Origin of the sequence: Brevibacillus migulae (assembly GCF_004521915.1) — a bacterium.
GTDB lineage: Bacteria > Bacillota > Bacilli > Brevibacillales > Brevibacillaceae > Brevibacillus_F > Brevibacillus_F migulae.
This window is the reverse complement of record NZ_SDKD01000006.1, coordinates 65,215-90,416: the sequence shown is the minus strand read 5'-3', so window position 1 is coordinate 90,416 and position 25,202 is coordinate 65,215. Positions and strand designations below refer to the sequence as shown.

28 protein-coding genes are annotated in these 25,202 nt (G+C 51.4%); 24 read left to right on the top strand and 4 right to left on the bottom strand.

Annotation, left to right across the window (positions count from 1 at the left end):
* The first annotated feature begins 166 nt into the window (after positions 1-166).
* The 5 genes from EIZ37_RS08765 to EIZ37_RS25890 are packed head-to-tail and all read left to right on the top strand — an operon-like array spanning position 167 to position 6,085.
* A complete protein-coding gene (locus EIZ37_RS08765; protein WP_134684215.1) occupies positions 167-712 on the top strand; it encodes a GNAT family N-acetyltransferase in 546 nt (181 codons plus the stop codon).
* A 45-nt stretch (positions 713-757) separates the two neighbouring features.
* Positions 758-2,500 (top strand): ABC transporter ATP-binding protein, encoded by a 1,743-nt coding sequence (locus tag EIZ37_RS08760; protein ID WP_134684214.1) that lies wholly within the window; start codon positions 758-760, stop codon positions 2,498-2,500.
* A gap of 19 nt (positions 2,501-2,519) precedes the next feature.
* Positions 2,520-4,628 carry an ABC transporter ATP-binding protein gene (locus EIZ37_RS08755; RefSeq protein ID WP_134684213.1) on the top strand — a complete coding sequence of 703 codons (2,109 nt, stop codon included), beginning with the start codon at positions 2,520-2,522 and terminating at the stop codon, positions 4,626-4,628.
* Positions 4,629-4,685: 57 nt separating this feature from the next.
* Positions 4,686-5,867 carry an MFS transporter gene (locus EIZ37_RS08750; protein ID WP_134684212.1) on the top strand — a complete coding sequence of 394 codons (1,182 nt, stop codon included), beginning with the start codon at positions 4,686-4,688 and terminating at the stop codon, positions 5,865-5,867.
* A gap of 56 nt (positions 5,868-5,923) precedes the next feature.
* The gene (locus EIZ37_RS25890) at positions 5,924-6,085 is read left to right on the top strand and encodes a hypothetical protein (RefSeq protein WP_167568753.1); all 162 of its coding nucleotides are present in this window, start codon (positions 5,924-5,926) and stop codon (positions 6,083-6,085) included.
* 69 nt (positions 6,086-6,154) lie between these two features.
* Here EIZ37_RS25890 and EIZ37_RS08745 read toward each other — a convergent pair whose 3' ends face one another.
* The 3 genes from EIZ37_RS08745 to sppA form a co-directional block, all read right to left on the bottom strand.
* Positions 6,155-6,238: a YjcZ family sporulation protein gene (locus EIZ37_RS08745; protein ID WP_134684365.1), complete on the bottom strand. Its 84-nt coding sequence runs from the start codon at positions 6,236-6,238 to the stop codon at positions 6,155-6,157.
* 143 nt (positions 6,239-6,381) lie between these two features.
* Positions 6,382-6,843 (bottom strand): RDD family protein, encoded by a 462-nt coding sequence (locus EIZ37_RS08740; protein ID WP_134684211.1) that lies wholly within the window; start codon positions 6,841-6,843, stop codon positions 6,382-6,384.
* 13 nt (positions 6,844-6,856) lie between these two features.
* Entirely contained in the window at positions 6,857-7,822 is a 966-nt protein-coding gene (gene sppA, locus EIZ37_RS08735) for a signal peptide peptidase SppA (protein WP_134684210.1), read from the bottom strand.
* Positions 7,823-8,000: 178 nt separating this feature from the next.
* On the opposite strand from sppA, the gene EIZ37_RS08730 reads away from it, so the two are divergent.
* Positions 8,001-8,735 (top strand): amino acid ABC transporter ATP-binding protein, encoded by a 735-nt coding sequence (locus EIZ37_RS08730; RefSeq protein WP_134684209.1) that lies wholly within the window; start codon positions 8,001-8,003, stop codon positions 8,733-8,735.
* A gap of 55 nt (positions 8,736-8,790) precedes the next feature.
* Here EIZ37_RS08730 and EIZ37_RS08725 read toward each other — a convergent pair whose 3' ends face one another.
* A complete protein-coding gene (locus tag EIZ37_RS08725) occupies positions 8,791-9,474 on the bottom strand; it encodes a polysaccharide deacetylase family protein (protein ID WP_134684364.1) in 684 nt (227 codons plus the stop codon).
* A gap of 184 nt (positions 9,475-9,658) precedes the next feature.
* Here EIZ37_RS08725 and EIZ37_RS08720 point away from each other — a divergent pair, with 184 nt between their 5' ends.
* The 18 genes from EIZ37_RS08720 (at position 9,659) to sufD (ending at position 25,202) form a co-directional block, all read left to right on the top strand.
* The gene (locus EIZ37_RS08720) at positions 9,659-10,462 is read left to right on the top strand and encodes a DUF2797 domain-containing protein (RefSeq protein WP_134684208.1); all 804 of its coding nucleotides are present in this window, start codon (positions 9,659-9,661) and stop codon (positions 10,460-10,462) included.
* Between the two features lie 56 nt (positions 10,463-10,518).
* Positions 10,519-10,689: a hypothetical protein gene (locus EIZ37_RS25885; RefSeq protein ID WP_167568751.1), complete on the top strand. Its 171-nt coding sequence runs from the start codon at positions 10,519-10,521 to the stop codon at positions 10,687-10,689.
* Positions 10,690-10,771: 82 nt separating this feature from the next.
* On the top strand, positions 10,772-11,665 hold the full coding sequence (locus tag EIZ37_RS08715; protein ID WP_134684207.1) for a hypothetical protein: 894 nt from the start codon (positions 10,772-10,774) through the stop codon (positions 11,663-11,665).
* Positions 11,666-11,740: 75 nt separating this feature from the next.
* The gene (locus EIZ37_RS08710; RefSeq protein WP_134684206.1) at positions 11,741-12,100 is read left to right on the top strand and encodes an arsenate reductase family protein; all 360 of its coding nucleotides are present in this window, start codon (positions 11,741-11,743) and stop codon (positions 12,098-12,100) included.
* 3 nt (positions 12,101-12,103) lie between these two features.
* Positions 12,104-13,300 carry an aminotransferase class I/II-fold pyridoxal phosphate-dependent enzyme gene (locus EIZ37_RS08705; RefSeq protein WP_134684205.1) on the top strand — a complete coding sequence of 399 codons (1,197 nt, stop codon included), beginning with the start codon at positions 12,104-12,106 and terminating at the stop codon, positions 13,298-13,300.
* A gap of 181 nt (positions 13,301-13,481) precedes the next feature.
* Positions 13,482-14,030 carry a peroxiredoxin gene (locus EIZ37_RS08700; protein WP_134684204.1) on the top strand — a complete coding sequence of 183 codons (549 nt, stop codon included), beginning with the start codon at positions 13,482-13,484 and terminating at the stop codon, positions 14,028-14,030.
* Positions 14,031-14,142: 112 nt separating this feature from the next.
* Entirely contained in the window at positions 14,143-14,595 is a 453-nt protein-coding gene (locus tag EIZ37_RS08695; protein WP_134684203.1) for a redoxin domain-containing protein, read from the top strand.
* A gap of 63 nt (positions 14,596-14,658) precedes the next feature.
* Positions 14,659-15,039, top strand: coding sequence for a glycine cleavage system protein GcvH (gene gcvH / locus EIZ37_RS08690; RefSeq protein WP_134684202.1), 381 nt, complete (start codon positions 14,659-14,661; stop codon positions 15,037-15,039).
* Positions 15,040-15,836: 797 nt separating this feature from the next.
* The gene (locus tag EIZ37_RS08685; RefSeq protein WP_134684201.1) at positions 15,837-16,271 is read left to right on the top strand and encodes a hypothetical protein; all 435 of its coding nucleotides are present in this window, start codon (positions 15,837-15,839) and stop codon (positions 16,269-16,271) included.
* A gap of 36 nt (positions 16,272-16,307) precedes the next feature.
* The gene (locus tag EIZ37_RS08680) at positions 16,308-16,700 is read left to right on the top strand and encodes a VOC family protein (RefSeq protein WP_134684200.1); all 393 of its coding nucleotides are present in this window, start codon (positions 16,308-16,310) and stop codon (positions 16,698-16,700) included.
* Positions 16,701-16,823: 123 nt separating this feature from the next.
* Positions 16,824-17,180, top strand: a complete 357-nt coding sequence (locus EIZ37_RS08675; RefSeq protein WP_134684199.1) for an SCP2 sterol-binding domain-containing protein — start codon at positions 16,824-16,826, stop codon at positions 17,178-17,180.
* Positions 17,181-17,297: 117 nt separating this feature from the next.
* Positions 17,298-18,110: an alpha/beta fold hydrolase gene (locus EIZ37_RS08670; RefSeq protein ID WP_134684198.1), complete on the top strand. Its 813-nt coding sequence runs from the start codon at positions 17,298-17,300 to the stop codon at positions 18,108-18,110.
* A gap of 526 nt (positions 18,111-18,636) precedes the next feature.
* Entirely contained in the window at positions 18,637-19,782 is a 1,146-nt protein-coding gene (locus EIZ37_RS08665) for a M20 peptidase aminoacylase family protein (protein WP_134684197.1), read from the top strand.
* Positions 19,779-20,237 carry a GNAT family N-acetyltransferase gene (locus EIZ37_RS08660; RefSeq protein ID WP_134684196.1) on the top strand — a complete coding sequence of 153 codons (459 nt, stop codon included), beginning with the start codon at positions 19,779-19,781 and terminating at the stop codon, positions 20,235-20,237. The genes EIZ37_RS08665 and EIZ37_RS08660 overlap by 4 nt, the downstream gene beginning before the upstream one ends.
* Positions 20,238-20,476: 239 nt before the next feature.
* Positions 20,477-22,054 (top strand): phosphoenolpyruvate carboxykinase (ATP), encoded by a 1,578-nt coding sequence (gene pckA / locus EIZ37_RS08655; protein ID WP_134684195.1) that lies wholly within the window; start codon positions 20,477-20,479, stop codon positions 22,052-22,054.
* A 201-nt stretch (positions 22,055-22,255) separates the two neighbouring features.
* Positions 22,256-22,849 carry a DUF1802 family protein gene (locus EIZ37_RS08650; protein WP_134684194.1) on the top strand — a complete coding sequence of 198 codons (594 nt, stop codon included), beginning with the start codon at positions 22,256-22,258 and terminating at the stop codon, positions 22,847-22,849.
* Positions 22,850-23,098: 249 nt separating this feature from the next.
* Positions 23,099-23,887, top strand: coding sequence for a Fe-S cluster assembly ATPase SufC (sufC, locus tag EIZ37_RS08645; RefSeq protein WP_134684193.1), 789 nt, complete (start codon positions 23,099-23,101; stop codon positions 23,885-23,887).
* A gap of 19 nt (positions 23,888-23,906) precedes the next feature.
* Positions 23,907-25,202: a Fe-S cluster assembly protein SufD gene (gene sufD / locus EIZ37_RS08640; RefSeq protein ID WP_134684192.1), complete on the top strand. Its 1,296-nt coding sequence runs from the start codon at positions 23,907-23,909 to the stop codon at positions 25,200-25,202.

The window sequence follows — 25,202 nt, the reverse complement described above, 5'->3', positions numbered from 1 at the left end:
CTATAATGAAAGAAGTCTAATATGACAGTACTCTGTACTCCATCAATATCTCTATTTCCACAAGCAAAATTTAAACAAAAATATTTTTACCGCAACATCTTGCACAAGCAAAGTCCAGATGCTAAAGTTACTGGAAAATGAAGGCAGATAATATGGGGGAGAGCCGATGGATACGATAATTCTCACATCAGATGCGTACTTGAAAGTGCTGGACACTAGCGACACGATGGCGATGTATGAAAGCACCGTGCGAAACCGCCATCATTTGAAGCAATGGTTGCCATGGGTAGATTCCATCAAAGGCCCGCAAGATACAGAAAGTTTCATCATTTCCACGATGGATCTGCATGCCGTGAATCAAGGCATCCATTACGGAATCTGGTATAAACGGCAGTTCGCAGGCACACTTGGTAACCATGGGATCAACTGGGCCAACCGGCGGACGACGATCGGCTATTGGCTGGCGGAAGGGTTTCAAGGAAAAGGGCTGATGACCGAAGCGGTGGCGGCCTACATCGATCAGCTGGTTTTTGGCATATGGCAGCTGAATCGCGTCGAGATCGCAGCCGCTACGCAGAATACCAAAAGCAGGGCGATTCCCGAAAGGCTCGGATTTACCTTTGAAGGGGTCATCCGGCAAAACGAATGGCTCTATGATCATTATGTGGACCATGCCATCTATGGTCTTCTGTCCTCCGAATGGAAAGCATAGTATAGACGTTTGGCAAAAGCGTCGCAGGAGCAGGAGTGAATCTGTTTGCGTACCTTGTCACAACTAACCTGGTTTTTCCGCCTTCATTGGAAGCGGTATGTCTGGGGTATTTTTTTCTTGTTTCTTGTCGATATATTCATGCTAATCCCGCCGCGCCTGATCGGCCAGACGGTAGATGAGATGCGGCTGGGCACGCTCACGGCTTCCAAGCTATCGATCACGCTGCTTTTGCTGGTAGCCTTGGGCCTTGCCTTGTATGGAGCGCGCATCTTGTGGCGGTATCTGTTGTTTGGCGGAGCGCTGATGCTGGAGAGGACGCTCAGGGAACGCTTTTTTCAGCATCTGACCCGGATGGCGCCGACCTTTTTCCAGCGCAGGCGCTCCGGAGATCTGATGGCGATCGCGACGAACGATATTCCCGCCGTCGAAATGACAGCGAGTCATGGCGTCCTTACTTTTGTGGACTCGTTATTTATGACTGTGGTGACGCTTTCGACGATGTTTGCGCTGATTGATTGGAAATTGACCGTGGCTGCGCTGCTGCCGATGCCGCTGATGGCGTGGGCGACCGCTCATTACGGCAAGCTTTTGCATGACCGTTATTTCTTGGCCCAGGAAGCATTTGGGGAAATGAACGATCATGTACAGCAGTCGATCTCGGGTGTTCGGGTGCTGCGCTCCTTTGTGCAGGAAGAGCGGGACGTGGAGGCGTTTCGCCAGGTGAGTGAAAAAACGCTGCAGCGCAATGTAAGCGTTGCCCGCATCGATGCTCTCTTTGACCCGACGATCAATGTGATTATCGGCTTCAGCTTTTTGATCGGTCTGGGATACGGGGCGATCCTGGTGTTCAACAGTCAAATCACCTTGGGGGATCTGGTCTCCTTTCACTTGTATCTGGGACTGTTAATCTGGCCGATGTTTGCATTTGGCTGGTTGATGAACATCCTGCAGCGGGGAAGCGCATCGCTCTTGCGCCTGCAGGAAACGCTTGCCGACCAACCGGATGTGCAGGATGCTCCCGGCGCCACCAGCACGGTAGCAGAGGGAACCATCGAAGCAACCGGCTTAACCTTTACCTACCCTGGTGCACAGAGTCCAGCGCTTCGCGATTTGTCGGTAGTCGTACGGCCTGGGGAGACGCTGGGGATTGTCGGGCGGACCGGAAGCGGCAAGTCCACCTTGTGCCGGGTGCTACTCCACCAATATCCGCTAGGGGAAAAGATGCTGTATTTCTCTGGCATTCCCGTCGAGCAGATGACGGTGTCCGCCTTGCGCGAAAAAATCGCGTATGTCCCGCAAGAGCATATGCTCTTTTCACGCACGATCCGGGAAAACGTCAGCTTCGGCAATCCGCAAGCGGGGGAAGACAGGATCCGTTGGGCTCTGGAGCAAGCCGAGCTGACAGGAGATGTCGCCCATTTTCCGCTGGGGTTGGAAACCTTGGTCGGGGAGCGGGGCATCATGCTGTCCGGCGGGCAGAAGCAGCGCATTTCCATTGCCCGTGCCTTGCTGGCAGACAAGGAAATCCTGATCATGGATGATTCGCTGTCAGCTGTGGATGCCCGGACGGAGGAGAAGATTCTCCAACATCTGCGGCAGGAGCGAACGGGAAAAACCACGATCATCACCGCGCATCGCTTGTCGGCCGTGCAGCATGCTCAGCAGATCATCGTCCTCGATGAAGGGCGTATCGTGGAAAGAGGAACGCATGAAGAGCTGATGGCTTTGGATGGCTGGTATGCCGAGCAGTACCGGCGCCAACAGATGGAAGCGCTTGTGTCAGGGTAAGAGGGGGAGAACAAGGACAATGAATGGGCAAACCGTATGGCGTCGGTTGGTAGATTACGCCAAGCCGTTTCAAAAAAGAATCTGGCTCGCGCTCGTCCTGCTGATCATCAGTACCGCTGCCGATCTGGCGGGTCCCTTTATCGCCAAGGTCGTCATCGATAATCACATTGTAAGTATTCAGAAGCAATGGTACCGCTTTGAACAGGTGCCTTATCAAGAGGAGCAGCAAATGGCGGGCATCGCGATTGAGGGGGCCTACTATGTCAGGGAAGACTGGCTGCCAAACGTGGTACGGCCGGAGGTTTCCGCCGCTGTTCCGGTAGAGATTGTCATCTTGGGAACGGACTATTATTTATTGGATCGTGTGCCCGGGATTGAAAATGGAAAAATCACGCCTGTATATGGATACACCGATCAGCAGACGGGAAGGGAGCATTATCAGCTGAATTTCGTTGTTTCGGATCGCCAGGATCACGTGGCAGCGATCCGGTTGACCGCCGCGGACGTCAAGGCGTTGTACAGCCGGGATGTTGTGCCGATTATCCTGCTGCTGTCCGGCTATGCGGCATTGATCCTGTTTGCCGCAGGAATGAACTATATCCAGCTGTTGTCCTTGCAGACGACGGCGCAGCGCATTATTCAACGGATGCGGCTGCAGCTCTTTTCCCATATTCAGAAACTGTCCGTCTCGTATTTTGACTCGACGCCGGTCGGACAATTGGTTTCGCGGTTGACGAATGATACCGAGGCGATTCGCGAGCTGTATGTAAGTGTGCTGGCTACCTTTGTGCAAAACGGGGTGTATTTGCTTGGCATTTTGCTGGCGTTATTCATCCTGCAGCCGCAGCTGGCGCTTTTCTGCCTGCTGCTGGTACCGGTACTCTTTTTCCTCGTCATGGGCTATCGGCGGTATAGTTCCAAATATTACGCGACGATTCGCAGCCGCTTAAGCGAGATGAACGGGACGATTAATGAGATGATCCAAAACATGAGCGTCGTGCAGGCATTCCGCCGTGAAAAGCAGGTCGAGGCGGAGTTTGCGGAGGTGAACGACGCTTACTACCATTCACGTTTGAAGGAAAACAATCTGGAATCGTTTTTGCTCCGCCCGGCAGTCGATTTGCTGTGGAAGCTGTCATTGACGGGAATTCTCTGGTATTTTGGGGATCGCTCGTTACAGGGGATCTTGTCCTTCGGGGTGCTGTATGCGTTTATCGATTACATGGGGCGATTTTTCGAGCCGATCAATATGATCATGGATCGTCTCTCCGCCCTGCAGCAAGCCGTCATCTCGTCGCAGCGCGTGTTTGAGATCCTCGATACGCAAACGATGAAGCAGACAGGCAAGAAGGAGCTTCCCCGCCCGCAAGGAGAAGTGGTGTTCGATCAAGTCTCCTTTGCTTATAAAGACGATGAGTATGTGCTGAAAAACGTATCCTTCACAGCGAAGCCGGGTCAGACGGTAGCGCTGGTCGGCCACACCGGGTCGGGAAAAAGCTCCATGATGAATTTGCTGCTTGGTTTTTATCCGGTAACAAAAGGGCGCATTACCATTGATGGCACCGATCTGAGCGAGATCGATCCGGAGGCGCTGCGGCGTCACGTAGGATTGGTGCTGCAGGACCCGTTTTTGTTTACGGGGACGGTGGCTTTCAATATTCGCCTGTATAATGACTGGATCAGCGACGAGGATGTCCTGCAGGCAGCCAAAGCCGTCAAAGCGGATGATTTTATCCGCCAGCTCCCCAAACAGTACGATGAACCCGTCGTGGAGCGCGGAGCCACCCTGTCAGCCGGTCAGCGACAGCTGCTTTCCTTTGCGCGGGCGCTGGCCAGCGATCCGGCGATCCTCGTATTGGACGAAGCCACGGCAAGCATAGACAGTGAGACCGAGTCGGCCATCCAAGAGGCTTTGCAGGTGTTATCCAAAGGACGCACGACCTTTATGATTGCGCATCGCTTATCGACGATCCAGCATGCCGATTTGATTCTTGTCCTCTCACGTGGGGAAGTGGTCGAGCGGGGGACTCATGAGGAGCTGATGCGGCAGCAAGGGATCTACCAGAAGATGTACCAGCTGCAGCAGGGAGACCATGTGGCAGGAGAATTGGCAAGGAATAACGCTTGACCATTCCGTAACGAAAAAGGTTACGATAGAAAGAAATAGCGATAGGAGAGCACCATCATGTCTGCATCACGTTATACTTTTTTCACATTGATTGTGATTGTCGCCATTGCGGGAATGAGTCAGGGATTGACGCTTCCTTTGCTGGCTATCTTATTGGAGCAACAAGGGGTATCATCGGTAGCGAATGGGATCAATGCGGCGGCGCTCTATATCGGCATCATGCTGGTTACGCCGTGGCTGGAAATTCCGCTGCGCCGGATCGGATACCGCCATACGATTGTCGCGGGACTGATTTTGATTACGATTGCAACGGTGCTGCTGCCGCTATTCAATCACTTGGCGATTTGGTTTCTCCTGCGGATGCTGCTGGGCGCAGGGGATTCCGCTTTGCATTACTCCAGCCAGATGTGGGTCACCGCGCTTGCTTCTCCGGAGACGCGCGGGCGCGACATCTCCTTGTACGGACTGGCTTTTGGGGTGGGATTCAGCGTCGGTCCGCTGGGCTTGAATCTGCTTCCCTTTGGCCTGTGGGCACCCTTTGCAGCTCTTGCGGCCACCTATGCCGTAGCCTTTTTGATGGTAGCGAGGCTCAAAAATGAATTCCCGGATATGCCCCAGCAAAAGGCCGGAGAAAGCAAAAACAAGTATGCGCTCGTCATTGGATTGGCATGGTGGGCGCTGATTCCTTCGTTTATATACGGATATCTGGAAGCCTCCCTGAACGGAAGCTTTCCGGTGTACGCCCTGCGGATTGGTGTGTCCGTTGAATCGGTATCCGTCATCCTGGCGTCCTTCGTCATAGGCAGCATCCTTTTGCAAATGCCGATTGGCAGCCTGAGTGACCGGATCGGCCGCAAAAAAGTCATGGCGGCCTGTGCTTTCATTGGAGCGGTTGCGTTTTTGCTGTTTCCCTTGGCAGGACAATCGGTATGGCTGATGATGACGATTTTGGCGATCGCAGGGGCGGCAGTAGGCTCCTTTTACTCGCTTGGGCTTGCTTATTCCGCAGATATTTTGCCAGCGAGCCTTGTGCCCACCGCAGGCATCATTGCCTCGTTGAACTACAGCATTGCCAGTATCGCGGGACCTACGGCAAACGGCTATGTGTTTGAATATTTGGAGCCATGGATGATGTTTGGCCTGATCGGCGGTTTATTAGGCTTCTTCACGATACTCGGCTTTTTCTTTCGGGAGGGAGCGGCACGCGAAAAACGGGAGGAACATACAATGCCTGTATGAATCATGTGAAACAGGGGAGAGTAACAAAGAGAACCTCCAAAAGGAAGGTGAGTCTCTTGCTTACACCTTGTTTTTACAAGCGCGGCTTGATCTGGCTGATTTTCTTTGTCGTCAGTCTGGTCGTGGTTCCATTGTTTACGGATCATGAACCGCAGATCACCGAGCAGCCGAAAAAAGCAAACATGCAAAAGCTTGTCCCGCATACGCAGGGTCGTTGACACATGTCAACGACCCTGTTGTTTGTTACCTTGGTCAAGCGTTATTGCCGAAACGGAGGTGGCTAGCAATTAGTCTTCAAGAACAATTACCAGCAAAATGAAGAGAACCAGAATCAGAAGGAAGTCGTCTCCAAAAATTCCTTTACCAGACATGAAAGCACCCCCCTTTTCAGAATGCTGTGAAGGATGAACTTCACATTAGTTACTTTATGAAAAGGGGGGACTAGTGGCTTGGATGCTTGACCTATATGACGAAAAACCGTCATTCGTCCAAAGCGGTCTACGGGCGGTAATGCTTATTTTTTCCGTTCTTTTATCACGAACGTATTGGCAATCATATCATGCCAACCGCGCTTTTTTTCATTCCAGCCGACCCATAAATACCCCAGTCCGAAGGGGATAGAGGACAACAGCTTGCCGATGACCTCCCGGAGAATTACTTGTCCAAGGGAAAGCCTCTGGCGCCCCCCATCGTTTCGGGCATGGATGACCCGGATGCCGACAAGCATTTTCCCCAATGTTTGCCCCGACCACCAGGTAAGCAGGACAAAGTACAAAAAATTCACGATCAGCTCGACCACATCGATGGGAGAGTAGACCCCTTCCGGATAGCCCAGCAATCTGCGCAAAGGGTTAAACAGCAAAAAGCTGATTCCTACCAGAAAGAGGCTATCGATCAAGGTGGCGGCTACCCGTATCCAAAAACCCGCATAGCGATGAGCAACCGTGCTCATCGGTTCGTACTGTTCTTCATTCATACGTTGAACCTCCTTAGTTCGGAGAGTATTGATAAAGCAGTTTGGGTGCGGCCTCCCGATCCAAAAATCGCTGCAGACCAAAAGGATCGTTCGAGGTCCAATGCTTTTGCATGCTGAACAGCAGGTTGCCCAAGGACAATGCTTCCTCATAGCGAACGATCGTCGCTTCGGTCAATCCGCTGAGGGTTAAGGCATGATCGGTCGCAGCATCGAGATCTCCAAATGAATCGATCAGTCCCAATTCCCTCGCTTGGGCTCCCGAGTAAATTCGGCCATCTGCAAGGGCAAGAACGCGTTCCCGCGGGAGCTTTCGCCCTTCCACGATGACATTGACAAAGTTTTCGTAGCTTTCATTTACGAGTCTTTGAAAGATCGAGCGTTCTTCTTCTGTCAACGGACGGGTAGGACTCCCGATATCTTTGTACTTCCCGCTTTTAATCACATACTCTTTGATCCCAAACCGCGCCGCTGTCTCCGCATAATTCGTCAATGTAAATATCACGCCGAGGCTGCCCGTCATCGTATGGCGATTTGCGAAAATAGCATCGCCGGCTGTAGCCAAATAATAGCCGCCCGAAGCAGCCGTAGAGCCCATGCTGACAACGAGGGGGATATGCCGCTTCGCTTTTAGATGGAGGAGCCGTTGATAGATTTCATCCGTAGCGACGACTTCGCCGCCGGGACTGTCGATCCGCAGCACGACAGCCTTCACCAGCTCGTCTTCTTCAATATGACGCAGCTGTTCGGTCAGCACTTCATTCATGGGAGGAGTACCGGGGCTGGATGACTGTCCTGAGATCACACCGGTAACGAAAAGCTGTACGATTTTATAAGCACCGCCATCGGAAATGACGGTTTCCTCCCAAGCAACCGGAGCCGGAGTCAGATCGGAAAAATGGCCAAAAAGTGCTTCCACGCAAAACCCGCCGACGATCACCGCGGTAACGATGACCAGCACGATCCACTTTTTTCGGTTCATGCCAATCCCTCCTTAGGGCTATGTTTCACCGGACGCAGCAGGATTACGCATGAAGCGGCACGAGAGAAACTGGAAGGACAGGGGCTTGCTGGCACCAGAAAGGTCATGCTTTTTTGGCCAAGGTACGTTACAATAGATAGAAATTACAGAAAAATCGCACAAGGGGGCGCACAACTGCGTGATCATTCAAGTTACCGATCTCCACAAATACTATGGCAAGCTGGAAGTATTGAAAGGGATAACCACACAGATCGCTGAACGCGAGGTTGTTTGTGTGATCGGTCCGTCCGGCTCGGGAAAAAGCACATTTCTGCGCTGTCTGAACCAATTGGAGGAAGTGACCAGCGGACGCATCGTGATTGACGGACATGATCTGACCAATCCGCAAACGGACATAAATAAAGTGCGGGAAGAAGTCGGCATGGTGTTTCAACGCTTCAATCTGTTTCCGCACAAAACGGTATTGGAAAACGTGACGCTGGCACCGGTGAAAGTCAAGAAAATGGATGCGGAGCAAGCACGAAAGCGCGGCCTGGAACTGCTGGAAAAAGTCGGACTGCGTGAAAAAGCGGATGTTTACCCGGAGCGCCTCTCAGGCGGGCAGATGCAGCGTGTGGCGATCGCCCGTGCGCTGGCGATGAATCCAAAGGTAATGCTCTTCGATGAACCGACCTCCGCCCTTGACCCCGAACTGGTGGGAGAGGTGCTCGCCGTCATGAAGAATCTCGCACAGGAAGGCATGACGATGGTCGTGGTGACACACGAGATGGGCTTTGCCCGTGAGGTTTGCGATCGCGTGATTTTCATGGACAATGGCATCATCATGGAGGAAGGAAAGCCGGATGATGTATTCACGAACCCGAAAAACGAACGTTTGCGCAGCTTCCTGAGCAGCATTTTGACAAAAGCATAACGTATGAAACGAGCACCCTCTCTGGATCGCGGAGAGGGTGCAGCATGTAGTCAAGTCATTTGGATTCATCCATCAGCTGGCTGACCGTCACGAAAGTATAACCTCTCGCGCGCAAATCGGTAATGAGGTCTTGCAGCGCGGCTAACGTCTGCCGTTGATTAAGCCCCCCGTCATGAAAGAGGACGATATCCCCCGCTGTGACATTTTTCTTTACGCTGTTCGCGATGGTCGAAGCAGTTCGCTCCAGTGACCAATCGCGCGGATCCACCGACCAATGAATCAAGTCGTAGCCAGAGGATTGGACGGCATTGACGACATCGTGGGTCATCACGCCGCCGGGTGGGCGATAATATTGGGAGAGAATGCCGGTCGTCCGGTAGATCGACCTTTCTGCCCGTTTGATCTCATCGTAGATTTCCTGTTCAGTCAGCTTGTTCAAGTCAACATGATGATAGCCGTGATTGCCGATCTCGTGTCCTGCTTTTTTGATCCACTGCATCACCTTCGGATACCGATCGACTTGAGCGCCCAGGACAAAAAAGGTGGCCGGAACCCCGTTTTTGTGCAAGGTCTCCAGGATGAGCGGGGTGTATTTGGGATCGGGTCCATCATCAAAGGTCAGGGCGACTACCTTTCTTTGCGAGTCAATCCGGTGGATCGGTTCGTATGCAGGCTGGCTCTGGTGGGCCGATTGTGGAAATAGCAGCAGTGCGATGAGCAAGGGGACGGATACAACCATACAGCGCAAACAAACCACCTCCTGCGTTTTTTCATTCCTTTAGGGTTGCCGCAACCGGCGAAAACATGCCTGAACGATAGAATGGGCGATTGGGAGTATTTTGAAAAAGGGGCGATCCTCTCCTTGCGAACGTACGTTTTATGGTACAATGATGACAGCCTATATCATGTAAGGAGAGAAGCTCGTGGAATTCCGCGGATTATTGCAAGGACTCGTCCATTCCTATCGCAGCAAGGACGAGCCGGTATCCTACTTTTTGCAAATAAATGAAGAAAAATTGCAGCTGAATGAATGGCTGGGAAAACAAATTACGCTGTCCTTTCTGGGAGAAAAGAATTGCATCGCCTGCGGGCGCAAAACGAACAAGACCTTCAACAGCGGATACTGCTATCCCTGTTTTACGTCGCTTCCGGAGAATGATCTGTGCATCGTCAAGCCGCATGAGTGCCACTATGATCAAGGGACATGCCGCGATGCCAGCTTCGGGGAGGCGTATTGCATGATTCCGCATTACGTCTACCTGGCTTTGTCCAGCGATGTGAAAGTGGGTCTCACCCGCAAAAACAACCAGCTGAAGCGCTGGGTGGATCAGGGCGCGGTACGAGCGATCCCGATCGCAGAGCTGCCGACGAGACGCATGGCCGGGGAGCTTGAGGTTCACTTGAGCCAATATTTGCCGGACAAAACCAACTGGCGCAAAATGCTGAAGGGCGATGTCAACGAGGTCGATCTGATCAGCATGCGCGATGAAGTGTATGAATACTTCCCGGAGGAATTCAAGCCGTTCCGCCTGCGTGAAGATGAGTGGGTGGACATTACCTATCCGTTGCTCGAATCGTTGGACAAGATCACTTCGCTTTCGTTGGACAAGCAAGAAAGCGTCAGCGGCCGCCTGATCGGTGTCAAAGCCCAATACCTGATTCTGGATACGGGCGTCTTCCATACGCGCAAGCACGCCGGCTACCAGGTGAGCTTTACCGCATCATAGTATAAGAACAGGCCAACTCCTGCAAACTGAGCAAAACAGGAAAGGGAGTGAGCCAGATGCGGCAAAAGATCGAGTATACCGATGAACTGACAGGAACGATTGCGGATGCAGGCGATCAAAATGAGCTGGGGGTTCCCTACAGCCCGCTGCAGCGGATGTGGCAGGTGAATCCGGGGGCCGAGGCGGTCGAGCCGTCTGATCGGGAAGCAAAACAAAAAGATTCTTGAATAGAATGATTGTATGCAAATGTGGAACGGCAGCTTGGATGAACAGGCTTGCCGTTTTTCTTTTTTCTAAGGGGGAATGACGATGAGTTGGGTTCGGTCTATGGGGATCGCTTTTCTTTTCATTATGATTGGCTACCTGGGTGTAGTCGTCGGCATCCAGGCTGGGAAACACGAGACGCAAACGGAAGTCGATCAAGTACGGGAAGGAAATAGGGAGTCGCTTGCGCAGGTGAATCGATTGGCGAAAGAAGCCGAGCAGCGGAGTGTATCAGTCGAAGAGCCACCGTCGCCTATGGCCCCGACTCCTGACCATGATCGTCTGTTGCAGGCTTTCCGTTCTACAGATGATAAAGGGTGGAGAATCGAATATGCCGCCGAGGAGATAAAGGCTATGAGTTCCGTGGCGGAAAATAAGGATTACAAGAAGGTGCTGGAGAAGTACGTGACCAATGAACTGCATAAGCAGCTGGCAACATTTCAAACTGTCGGCAGCCGGGTGAACCCCCGCGAGGTGCTGGTCACGACGACGGATCGCAATGCTTATTTGATTGAACTGGAGAGATGGAACCAACATAATGGCATATGGGCCGTGACAGGGGGCAACCAAATGAAGATAGACCCCCAGGGGACTGGCGCTTTTGAACCTGCCTATCGAACACTGGACATTTCGCAGGCGCCTGCTGATGTGCAGAAATGGGCCGATTCCCTACTCGCAGCCCAAGAGGCCAGACAAGATTTTTTGCGCAGCGGGACCAAAACATACGCGTTATTGCAATCGACAAACGGCAGTTCCACGGATTCGATCGAGATTGAGGAGGTATTTGCGCATCTGGGCGAAGTGTTTATATCCTATCAGTCGCTGGAAGTCGGAACGTATGACAATCCGCTGCTCGTGAACGACTACATTCTGCTGGAGATCGATGAGCAAGCAGAGGCTGGGGTGACTTTTACGGAAAGCTTCCGGTCCCCTTCCTAGCACGAGACTGGTATTCCCGTTTGAGCCTGTCCATTTTCCCATGATATGCTAGGAAAAGAAAGTGAGGAGATCCGAATGACCATCAAAGCGTATTTATACGACAAATGCAGCACGTGCCGAAAAGCGAAGCAATGGCTGACGAAGGAAGGCGTAGCCTTTACCGAGGTGCCGATCGTGGACACGCCGCCATCTGCAGAAGAGCTGCGGGCCATGTGGCAGGCAAGCGGGCTCGACTTGCGCAAATTTTTCAATACCAGTGGTCAATTCTATCGTGAGCTGGGCTTGAAGGATAAGCTTCCGGCGATGAGTGAAGACGAGATGCTGGAGCTGCTCGCATCCAATGGCAAGCTGATCAAGCGTCCGTTGATCTCGGATGGAAAGACGGTCACTTTGGGGTATGACGAGGAAGCATTGAAGCAGGCATGGGGGCGATAAAGGATGGGATCGCGCAAGCCTTCACGCCGATTAGATGAACTGTCTTCTGCGATTTTCACGGAAATGGCCCAGCGGAAAAGAGAGGTCGCCCAGAAGCGGGATGTGATTGACCTCGGCATCGGAAGTCCGGATCAGCCGCCTGCGCCGCACCTGATTGCTGCACTCAGCGAAGCCGTGCAGCGTCCTGACGTGTATGGCTATCCTGGCTCGGAGGGCTCCGGCGCTTTTCGCCAGGAGGTAGCGGCCTGGTACCAGCACCGTTTTGGCGTCGGACTAAATCCGGAGCGAGAAGTGCATGCGCTGATGGGTTCACAGGATGGACTTGCCCATTTTGGCATGGCCTGGGTAGATCCAGGGGACATCGTGCTTGTTCCGGATCCAGGTTATCCGATCTATGCGGGGAGCGTGCATTTGGCAGGAGCCGAGCTTTATCCGCTGCCGCTGCGTGCCGATCGTGGGTTTCTGCCTGATTTGGTCAGCATCCCGGTAGAGATTTGCCGCAGGGCGAAATTCATGATCCTTAATTTTCCAAGCAATCCGGTTTCGGCGGTTGCGCCGCTCTCCTTTTTTGACGAGGTTGTTGCTTTCGCCAAGCAGCATGACATCATCGTTGTCCATGACTTGGCCTATTCGGAAATGGCTTTCGATGGTTATCGGCCGCCGAGCTTTTTGCAGGCGGATGGAGCCATGGATGTCGGCATTGAGTTCAATTCGTTTTCCAAAAGCTTTAACATGGCAGGCTGTCGCATCGCGTACGTAGTCGGAAATGCCGAAATCATCAAGCCGTTGGCCATCGTCAAATCCAATGTGGACTATGGCGTTTTCGCTGCGGTCCAGGAGATGGCCATTGCAGCGCTGCGTGCCGATCGGACAGGGCTGGTCGCCAATCCGACCAGCAGTCTTTACCAGGAGCGGCGGGATCGTTTTCTGGCGGCGCTTGCACGAATCGGATGGGATATTGAGCCGCCAAAGGCCACCATGTTTGTATGGGCTCCTGTACCGCCGGGGTGGAGCTCCCGTGAGTTTGCCTTTGCGCTGTTGGAGGAAGCGGGGGTTGTTGTGATTCCCGGGAACGCCTTCGGCAGCGAAGGTGAAGGATATGTGCGCATCGCGTTGGTACAGGACTCCGAAATCCTCGAGGAAGCGGCGAGGAGAATTGCCGACAGCGGGATTCTTGGGCGAAAGCAAAACCAGGTATAACAATTGTACGGTTGGAAAAAATGGTTAGGGTGAGACCGTGTTTTCACCCTTTTTTGGCGGACTTGAAATGTGAAGAATGTGTTAAAAGATTGAAATGATTACAATCTTGCATTGACTATCATCTTTTATTTGATATTATGTATTTGTTAAGAATTATTATATACAAGGAGGGTCCATACATATGGCACAACGTTTGGTAGGTCTACCTGCACCTGATTTCACTTTGGAAACGGCTCTTGGCAACGGTCAAGACTTCGGTAAAGTTTCTCTTTCCGACTACAAAGGAAAATGGCTGATCCTGTTCTTCTATCCAATGGATTTCACTTTCGTATGTCCGACAGAAATCATCGCTATGAGCGATGCAGCGGAAGAATTCAAAGATTTTGACGCTGAAATTCTCGGTGTTTCCACTGACACCATCCACTCCCACCGCGCATGGATCAATACGCCACGCGACAAAAACGGTCTGGGTCAATTGAATTACCCACTCGCTGCTGACGTGTTGAAAACAACTGCTCGCAACTACGGCGTATTGGATGAAGAAGCAGGTATCGCACACCGCGGTCTGTTCATCATCGATCCAGAAGGCGTTCTCCGTTACCAAGTAGTAACTGATGAAAACGTCGGCCGTTCTACTGACGAAACCATGCGTATTCTGCAAGCTCTGCAAGCAGGCGGCCTGTGCCCAGCTAACTGGCGTCCAGGACAAGCCCAACTGACTGCGAAGTAATCGCTTTGCCATTTTTGCGTAACATGATAGAAAAGGGTCTAACTTCTCGTTGTTAGGCCCTTTTTTTACAAAAAAATGTTTTGCCATCCCAAACAAGGTGAGGTGTATTCACATGCGTCTTCGCGAAGAATTGCCTGATTTCCCCGGAATTACGGAATGGTTCAACAGCCAGGTATCCAAAGCGGATTTGGCAGGGAAACCGGTGCTCGTCCATTTTTGGTCGGTAAGCTGCCACATGTGTAAGGATTCCATGCCCCAAATTAATGAATGGCGTGATAAGTACAAAGACAACGGCCTGCAGGTAGTCGGCATACATATGCCTCGTTCTGAGGCCGACACCGATCTTGAAATCATCAAGGAAACCATCGCGAAGTACGAGCTCATCCATCCGATTGGGGTGGATAGCGAGCTGAAAACCGTAGATGCTTTCCAAAACGAGTACGTCCCGGCTTTCTATCTATTTGATGAATCTTTGCAGCTGCGTCACTTCCAAGCAGGAGAGAAGGGGCTCAACCTCGTGAAAAAACGTTTGCATAGAATTTTGGGGATCGAAGAGGATTCCTAGAAATTTTGTCCAATACTATTGGGGGAGCTATCTGATTGAAAGCGATGGGAGGATACGAAAAAGATGGATTTTCCAAAAGAGCTACGCTACAGCGAGGAGCATGAGTGGGTACGCGTAGAAGGAAACAAGGCTTATATCGGTATTACTGCTTTTGCACAATCTGAGCTGGGAGATATCGTTTTCGTGGAGCTTCCTGAGGTTGGAGCGACAATCACGCAGGATGAGCCATTTGGCAGCGTGGAATCGGTAAAAACCGTGTCCGAGTTGTATGCGCCAATCACAGGGAAAGTTCTGGAAGTCAACGGAGAGCTGGAAAACGCACCAGAGCTCGTGAATTCCTCGCCGTATGACCAGGCTTGGATGATCGTGGTGGAAATCTCCGATGCAAGCGAACTGGATAAATTGTTGGACGCTGACAAATACGCAGCGATGGTTCAAGAGTAAAAGAGAGAAAGCCGGCGGAATGCCCGGCTTTTTTTGCTATTTTCAAGGTGCTGCGGTGGGGAGAACATGTTTCGCTACTCCGCTTCATTCTACGCCCCGCTGAGGGTGAGGACTGTCCGCTCCGCAGCGAATCGCGGGGGTGTGCAAAAAGTGGGTTCGCTCCGTAGCTTAGCCGGGTTTGCACCCCTATTTCCCGCGCTTCGCTGCTGCGCTGGGTCGGGCTCCGCAGGCGCTCCGTACCGAAACATGTTCTCCAGCGAAGCAGAAGCTATATCAAAAAAAGATATATTGGTTAATTAGAATTGTTCATTGAGGCTTGTAGTCTTTTCATTCAGCTGGACCATTTGAAATCGCCACGCGAGGAAGGGAAGAGAGGGACGGGGCGGAGTTTTTGTCACACCTGCTGAGGTGGAGCTTCCAAAAGCGGTACACGCTTGTCGCGCAACCTCTACGTTTGAATAGGCTTCTTCGATACTTTTGCGTGACGTACCGTTTTTGGAAGCGGAACCGGACAGTCAACCCTCCCTTGCGGGTGGGACAAGTACGCAGCACCGCCCTCTCTTCCCTTCCCCACCACTAGCGATCGTTGAAAGTGTCAAACTAGTTAGAAAACAATAGCTAGTTCCGAACATTTTCGATACAATAGGGATACGCGAATCAAGACGGTTGGCAATGGATGCGTTGGCAGCTTTTGCGCATGGCATCCGATCATTCAGATAAGGTACAATCTTATAGTGCGACCTGAGAATAACACACTTTTCATAATAGATAATGTTGCACGACAAGGAGGAGAGGGTATGAGTTATTGCTGTGGAGCGGGGATGATCGGTACAATCGGTTCTGTTCGACATCAACGTACGCTGGTGCGAAATGTGCCAATCCTGTTTTGCCCTGTCTGTGATCGGACTGAAGTTCATCCCAAGATTGAAGGAGAATACGAGATCTTGGTCGAATATGCTCATGGAGACCACGCACCTGAGGTTGATTTTAACGATTTCGTCAATATTGACCATAGAGAAGATCTCTTTGATAATTGTACGATGATCGATGACGGCGGCAGCATGGATGATATTTTGCGTCAACAGATAGATATCGCATTGGATCTATTGGGAGTTGCTAAGGCGCTTCAGGACGAAGAATGGCGAAATGCGCTGAAAGATCGTTTGCAAAGACTAAGCGAACGGTTAAAACAGTACAATAAGCGCAAGGAGATTTCGCAGCGGAGCGCATAAAGAAGAGTTGTCGCCGCTTTTTAGGAGGCTGAATACATGTTTAGATTAAACGGCGTTCATCATATTGCTTTGAATTGCCGCGATGTGATGAAAGTAGCCCGATTTTTTCAAGAGATACTGGAGTTGCCGATACAGTTGGATCAAATTGTAGAGGGAGAGCCTCTCTACTTCACGGTCGGCACACAGACGAGGATCGGACTACACGCTGCAAAAGAGGAAGGGCGTAACGGAATTGGTCAAGTCGATCACATCGCCTTTTCTGTCTCTACCCGCGACGAGCTCGATTATCTGGTGGATAAGCTGGAAGTGGAAAATATCTGCTACCGTGGACCGATTGAGCGTCCAACCAGCTTCAATCTGTACTTCGAGACGCCAGAAGGCCATCATTTGGAAGTGCGGTTAGATAAAGACGAATTCGACGACACCTGATGAGGGTGTCGTTTTTTGTTTGGGTCAATAGACAAGAGCTGTCAAAGGCTCCCAGCTTTCGCGAAAGGATTCGACTCGCCTTCCCCCGAACTGTTTTAGCGACCAGATGGAGGGATGTTCCGGATGCTATCATTATCTGTACTTTTGCAACGATTTGCCGAGGAGCTTCGGCGAAAAACCTATTATGCGTTTTTGATCAAAGGGTGGGAACGGAAGATCTGCATCGTGGCGGAAGATCTTGATCGCCGCTACAGTCTGCGGTTTCATCCCGACGGCGTCCAGATTGCGTTTTGGCCGGAAGAGGAGACACCTGATCTGATCGTCCGGGGCAAAGAAGAGGATTTGCTGCTCCTGTTTGCAGGAGAAGAGCTGACCTTCCTCCATGTGAAGGATCAGATCGATACAAAAGGCAGTGTGCGTGATCAGCTAAAACTGGACGCGCTCATACGATTGGCAGCTGTGGGGGCTGCCGCCAGATAAAAGTGTTGCTGGGCATTGCCTGGCGATGCTTTTTCTTTTTTCGCAGCTAGGCACTTATCCAATGGGGGGTGAGTAGGATAGTAGCGGAATGGAATTATGTGTAATGGAGGAATCAGCGTGGGGTATTACGTGCGGGTGGAGGCAGATGTCAATCTGTATGTGGAAGATGTGAATCCGGGTGGGGGAAAGCCGATTTTGTTCATTCATGGATGGCCTGCCAGTCATAAGTTGTTTGAATACCAGTTTGACCAGCTCCCCAAAATGGGATACCGGTGCATCGGCATGGATATCAGAGGCTTTGGCCAATCCGACAAGCCCTGGAGAGGATACAACTATGATCGCTTGGCAGATGATGTCCGTGGCGTGGTGGAAGCGCTGGCTTTGCAGGATTTCACATTGGCTGGTCATTCGGTCGGAGGAGCGATAGCCGCCAGGTATATGGGCAGACACGGAGGCTACGGGGTATCCAAACTGGCATTGATCGCCGCGGCCGCTCCCAGCTTGACGCAGCGCCCCGACTTCCCCTATGGGTTACCGAAAGAAGCCGTCACGAAACTGATCCAGGATACGGAAAACGATCGCCCGAAAATGTTGGAGGAGTTTGGCGATATGTTTTTCTTCCAGTATATTACCCGACCATTCTCGGATTGGTTTTTTCAGATGGGTTTACAGGCTGCAGGTTGGGCGACTGCAGCCGTTGCGACCGCATTTCGCGATGAGAACGTGTTTGCCGATCTGGGAAACATTCAGGTGCCGACGCTTATTCTTCATGGGGTACATGACAAGGTGTGCCTGTTTGAATTGGCGGAGGTCATGGAAGAACGGATTCAAAACGCGCGGCTGGTCCCGTTTTTGTACAGCGGACACGGATTGATGTGGGAGGAACGCGAGAAATTTAATAAGGAGCTGCTTGCGTTTGTAGCGGAGTAAAACGAAAAGAGCTGTCGGGAAATACGAAGCCTCCAGAGCAGGTGGCCCCTGTACTACCCGCCCTGTCCTCTTCGGGGCTTTTACTTTCACACTCGGAATAGAAAAAGCGAAGGAGTGTGATAGTAAGGAAAAAGGTCTGGAGGGGCTGCTATGGGTTTATTAAGCTTTTTTTACAATCAGGGTGAAAAAAGGCGGCAAAAACTCATGGAAAAAGGAATATGTCCGGATTGTTCCGGCAGGGGCACGTTTTCATCGGGGCTCGAATCGGTTTATATCCAGGACTGTTCTACATGTGACGGGACCGGAAAAGCCTGAGTGGAATGACCCTTATGCAGTTTTATGTTCTACAGCATGAACGGCCGTATCTGCGGTAAAGCAGCGGTACGGCTATTCATGCTGTCTTTCTGTGACCAGCTGTCCCAAAAGCGCTTTGCGTAGAAAGGGGTGGTGGAAAATCATTCATAGGAATAAAATGAGAGAAACCATAAAAAAGAAAAGCTTCATCGAAGGGCAGGAGGATACCAGCATGAATGCAGAAACGATCAAGCAGACCGTATCGAAACGCAAAGAACAAATTTTCGCAACGTTCGGGCATTTGCATGCGAATCCGGAGGTCAGCTGGAAGGAAGTAGAGACAACGGCGTATCTGGCAGAGCGGGCCCGTGCGCTGGGCTTGCAGGTGACGACTTTTGATGACTGTACAGGGCTGGTGGCGACATGGGGAGAAGGAAAGCCAGTCATCGGCTTGCGTACCGATATCGATGCCCTCTGGCAAGAGGTGGATGGCACATGGAGAGCCAATCATTCTTGCGGCCATGACGCGCACATGACTCTTGTGCTGGAAGCGATTGAGACGCTCAAGGAAGCTGGTTTCCAGCCTGCCGGCACACTCAAGATCCTGTTCCAGCCTGCGGAAGAAAAAGGGGATGGCGCCCTGAAGCTGATTGAAAAAGGCATGGTTGACGATATCGACTATCTGTTTGGCGTCCATCTTCGGCCGATTCAAGAAATGAAGGCAGGCAATGCTGGACCTGCGATTTACAACGGGGCCGCGCTTTTCCTGGAAGGGGAAATTAGCGGTGTGGCTGCGCATGGCGCAAGACCGCATCTGGGGATCAATGTCATTGAAGTGGCTGCTGCGATTGTGAATGGGCTGGGGAGCATACATACGAATCCGGTGGTGCCGGCTACAGCGAAAATGACCATGCTGAAAGCAGGCGGAGACAACTATAACATCATTCCGGATCGGGCCACCTTCGCCCTCGACCTGAGAGCGCAAACGAATCAAGTGATGGATGAGCTGCTGGAGAAAATCAAGCGGATGGTGGCCGGTGTCGAGGCCATTTTTGATACGAAAATTACGCTGCGTGCAGGCTCCCGCATGGTGGCGGCGGAAGTGAACGAGGAAGCGAAAGCGCTGATGGAGCAAGCGATTCTCGACATTTTGGGCGAGGAAGGGCTGCGTCCCGCACCGGTGAGTCCGGGAGCGGAGGATTTCCATTTCTATACGGTGGAACGTCCGCAGATCAAAGCGACCATGCTTGCCCTTGGCTGCGATTTAGGTCCCGGCCTGCATCACCCGCAGATGTCCTTTACCCGGGAGTCGCTGCTCGATGGAGTCGGCATCCTGGCGCAGGTAGTCGTTCGTGCTTTTGAAAAGGCGGCAAAATGATAAAAAAGCTGGCTCTCGCGAATCGGGACGAAGCGCAGGCACTCTTGCAAATCCAGCTTCCCGCGTATAAGATCGAGGCAGAACGGATTGGCTTTGACGGGATTCCGGCTTTGCGAGATACGGTTGAAACACTGCAAGCCTGCAACGAAGAAGGCTTCGGCTGGTGGGAGAATGGGATGCTTGCAGGGGCGATCACATACGAATACGAGGAAGAGCAACTCGTCATTTGCCGCCTCGTGGTAGACCCCGAACAATTTCGCAAAGGGATTGGGGAAGCGCTGCTGAAACATCTCCTGGCAGAAAACCAGCATGTTGCAAGAATCGCTGTACATACAGGTGCAGCGAATGTTCCTGCGATCAACTTATATAAAAAGCATCGGTTTGTTGAGTCAGAGGAGCGGGAAATTGCTCCGGGAATCAAGCTTGTCCGTTTGCAGCGAGAGCATCAGACATAATCGTTAGGAAATACGCCGAAGATTATATCGGCGTATTTTTTTATTTGTTTTTAGGGCATCTACTAAAAGGAAGCCCGCTCGTTTTTCCCTTCCCCGCCACTATAGCCACGAACAATATGACCAAAAATATAAAATGTTGTAGCTTAATTGATTAAATGTGATATACTAATTGCAAAACCATCAACCGAAGAGAAAATCACATTTTTTGTGACGGGATATAGGGAAGGAGATCGTTCACAATGGATCTTAAGACAGTAAAAGGACTCGATGAAGTTTTGGCTGCTTCCAACGTTGCCTACAATCTGTCGGCAGCACAGCTGGTTGAGGCCGCTATCAAGCGTGGGGAAGGTGTCCTGACCGATCAAGGCGCACTGAATACATTAACTGGCAAATTCACAGGGCGTTCTCCAAAAGATAAATTTATTGTGGACGAAGTTTCCATTCATGACAAGATCAATTGGGGTCCGGAGAATCAGGCGATTTCTACGGAGCATTTCGAAAAGCTGTACGCGCAAGTCTTGGATTACCTGCAGGAAAAGGAACTGTTTGTGTTTGACGGCTTTGCCGGAGCGGATGAAACCTACCGCTTGCCAATCCGCGTCGTGAATGAATATGCTTGGCACAATTTGTTTGCCCGCCAGCTCTTTATTCGCCCAAGTGACGATGAGCTCGCCCAGCATCAGGCCGGATTTACCGTGGTTTCGGCTCCGGGCTTCAAGGCTGATCCTGCGGTCCACGGCACACGCTCGGAGACCTTCATCATTATCAGCTTTGAGAAACGGATCGTTTTGATCGGCGGTACGGAATACGCCGGAGAAATGAAAAAATCGATTTTCAGCGTCATGAATCTGCTGCTGCCGGAGCAAAATGTGCTCTCCATGCACTGCTCGGCCAACGTTGGAAAAGAAGGCGATGTCGCACTCTTCTTCGGACTTTCCGGTACGGGGAAAACAACGCTGTCGGCGGATCCGGACCGATTCCTGATCGGGGACGACGAGCATGGCTGGTCGGAAAAGGGAGTCTTCAATATCGAAGGCGGCTGCTATGCGAAATGCATCAACCTTTCCGAAAAAGGAGAGCCGCAGATCTGGAAAGCGATTGGCTTCGGCACGGTGCTGGAGAACGTCGTGGTCGATCCGAATACGCGCAAAGCGAATTATGACAGCGCTCAATATACAGAAAACACGCGTGCCGCTTATCCGGTAGATACGATTCCGGGAGCAGTCATTCCAGGTGTGGGCGGCCATCCGAATGTGATCATCTTCCTGACCGCTGACTCGTTTGGCGTCATCCCGCCGATTTCCAAACTGACGCGCGAGCAAGCGATGTACCACTTCCTCTCCGGCTATACCAGCAAGATGGCAGGTACGGAGCGTGGGGTCACTGCGCCGCAAACCGAGTTTTCGACTTGCTTCGGATCCCCGTTTTTGCCGCTTCGTCCGGTCGTTTATGCGGAAATGCTGGGGAAAAAGATCGTCGAGCAAAACGCCCGCGTGTACCTGGTGAACACAGGCTGGACCGGCGGCCCGGTTGGTGTGGGCAAGCGGATGAATTTGTCCTATACCCGCGCGATGGTCACAGCCGCGCTGAATGGTGAGCTGGAAGCTGCTGAATTTGTCATCGATCCGGTTTTCGGTGTACAGGTGCCTACGAGCTGCCCGGGAGTGCTTGCGGATGTGCTGCAGCCGCGCAATACATGGACTGACAAAGATGCGTACGATCAGCAAGCAAAAGAACTGGCGGCACGCTTCCATGAAAACTTTGCGAAAAAGTTCCCTGATGCGACCGAGATTGCCAAAGCGGGTCCGAGAGTGTAGGGAAATACATTTGAAAGAAAAAGCGAGTCAGGCAGGTTGCCTGGCTCTTTCTTTTTCACTAGAATAATGTCGAATGAAAGGTTTTACGGTTATACTTGTTAATGGAATAAGATATTACTGGAAGAATTAAAGAAGAAGTGTTATAATTTAATAATTATTATAAATAAGATGCTTCTTCGGAAAAGAGAGGGGTCGTATTCGATGAGTATTGCCATACAACAACCTGTATCCACATTGGCGCTGAAAGAATGGGCGGTAGCGATTAAAGCGCTGGGGGAAGGAAAGCAGATCATCACAGTGCGCAAAGGGGGCTTATACGAAGAAACGCGGGAGTTCAAGCTCGAGAACGATACATTCTATCTGTATCCGACCTATGAGCATCAGAAGCCGGAAATGGTGAAGCCAGAATACCAGCCGATGCTCGAGGCTACGCTGGAAGGCTGGAGCCCGGAAAAGACAACCGTCGAGATTCGCTATTTTGCCAAGATTACAGACGATGTCGAGCTGATGGATGAGGCGAAGCTGCGTGGGTTGGGAGCGTACCATATTTGGACAGACAATTTCGCGGATGTTCGTCTCCATTGGAAGAAAAAGCAGCCGCTGCACATCCTGTTTGCCCGCGTCTATGAGCTTGCTCAGCCGATGACAATCGATATCGCGGAAGAGTACAAGGGCTGCAAGTCCTGGCATCATCTCCTGCAGGACGTGAATCAGGCACAATTCAAGCCTGTCTTGTCCGATGAGGAGTATGAGGCGAAGCGCTCCGAAATTATGCAGCTGCTCAAAGCAGAATAATCACCACGCCTTGCTATCTGTGCATTTCTGGACGAATGCCAAGGGTTGCAAACGCTGCGTTTCGGCATAGATAGTAAACATATATATTTAATAATTACAGAAATAGTTCTTTCCTTGATTTATAATAATAATTATTATAAGATAGTCATTGAGAATGGATTGAGAATGATGTGCTTGTGGAACATAAGGATGTCCATTGGCCATTAGATCGGAAATTCCACGAATACGAACATTTGGAGGGAAAGTTAGATGAGCGCAATTCCACATCTGCAAATAAAAAATCTTCGTGCTCGCATCGAAGAAAAGGAAATCATTAAAGGTCTCAACCTGGAAATCAAGGGCGGCGAAGTGCACGCGATCATGGGTCCGAACGGTACAGGGAAATCGACCCTTGCTTCTACATTGATGGGACATCCGAAATATGAAGTAACCGAAGGCTCCGTTACCTTGAACGGAGAAGATGTACTGGAGATGGCCGTGGACGAACGTGCACGCGCAGGTCTGTTCCTGGCTATGCAATATCCATCCGAGATCAGCGGTGTCACCAACTCCGACTTCCTGCGTTCCGCGATCAACGCGCGCCGTGAAGAAGGCAACGAAATCTCCCTGATGAAATTCATCCGTGAGATGGACAAGAAAATGAGCACCCTTGAAATGGATGAATCCTTTGCACACCGTTATCTGAACGAAGGCTTCTCCGGCGGGGAGAAAAAACGCAACGAAATCCTGCAAATGATGATGATCGAGCCTTCCATCTGTATTCTGGATGAGATCGACTCCGGTCTCGACATCGACGCATTGAAAGTCGTGGCAAAAGGCGTAAACGAAATGCGCGCAGCAGAACGCGGTTTCCTCATCATCACCCACTACCAACGCTTGCTGAACTACATCACACCTGATTTTGTACACGTGATGATGCAAGGACGCATCGTAAAATCCGGTGGACCTGAGCTCGCAGCTCGTCTGGAAGCAGAAGGCTACGACTGGATCAAAGAAGAGCTCGGTATCGTGGACGAAACCGTAAACGCAAACGCGTAGAAGAGGGAGGACATGGAAGATGAGTGTCGATCTACAACTCCGCTTCGACCGTGAAGCGATTACCCAATATTCAAAGGCCAATCAAGAACCGGCATGGTTTTTGGAAAGCCGTTTGGCAGCATTTGAAGCTTGTGCAAAGCTCGAGCTGCCAAAGCTCGAAAAAACCAAAATCGATAACTGGAACTACGAACAGTTTCTGCCGTTCGTGACCCAAGACAAAATCACGAATGCAGACGCGCTGGATGAAGTGGTGAAAGCGGAGATCGATGTGACAGCAGTGAAAAATCTGCTTGTACAGAAAAACGCGACCGTCATTTATCATCAAGCGGCTGAAGGAAACGCGCAAGGCGTCATCTTTACCGATTTGGCGACCGCTCTGCGCGAGCATGGCGACCTTGTGCAAAAATACTGGATGAAAGCAGTAGCTGCGGATGAGCATAAATTGGCTTCCCTGCATGCCGCACTGGTAAACGGTGGCGTATTCATTTACGTGCCGAAAAACACAGAGGTGGAACTGCCGCTGCAAGCTGTTTATCAGATCGCAGGCGACGATGCGCTGCTCTGCCCGCATATCTTGATCGTGGCAGAAGCGAACAGCAAAGTAACCTATGTGGATACGTATGTGTCTTCCGAAGGCAAATCGATGGTAGCGAACAGCATTGTGGAAGTGTTTGTGGGTGCAGGCGCATCCGTACAGCTCGCTTCCGTTCGCTCCTTCTCTACAGAAGTTCATGACTATACATTCCGTCGTGCCATCGTGGATCGCGACGGCAAGATTGAATGGATTCTGGGTGAAATGAACGACGGCAATACCGTTGCCAATAACACCAGCGTACTGAAAGGTACCGGATCCAGCGTAGATACGAAAACTGTTTCTGTGGGTATCGGCAGCCAGCGTCAAAACCTGACTTCCCAAGTGACTCACATCGGGACACACACCGAGTCCCAGATGACAAGCAAAGCCGTGATGACAGATGAAGCCACCACGATTTTGAACGGGATCACCAAAATCGAAAAGGGTGCGGAAAAAGCGAACGGCGAGCAAGGGGAGCGTATCCTGATGCTCAGCGAAAAAGCTCGCGGGGATGCCAATCCGATCCTCTTGATCGATGAAGATGACGTAAAAGCAGGTCACGCGGCATCCGTAGGCCGCATCAGCGAAGAGAGCGTCTACTACCTGATGTCTCGCGGAATCTCTCGCAAAGAAGCGGAACGCTTGATCGTACTCGGATTCTTGGATTCCATCGTATCCGAAATCCCAATTGAAGAAGTGAAAAACCGACTTCGTCAAGCGCTGGAAAGGAAGTTGGCATAA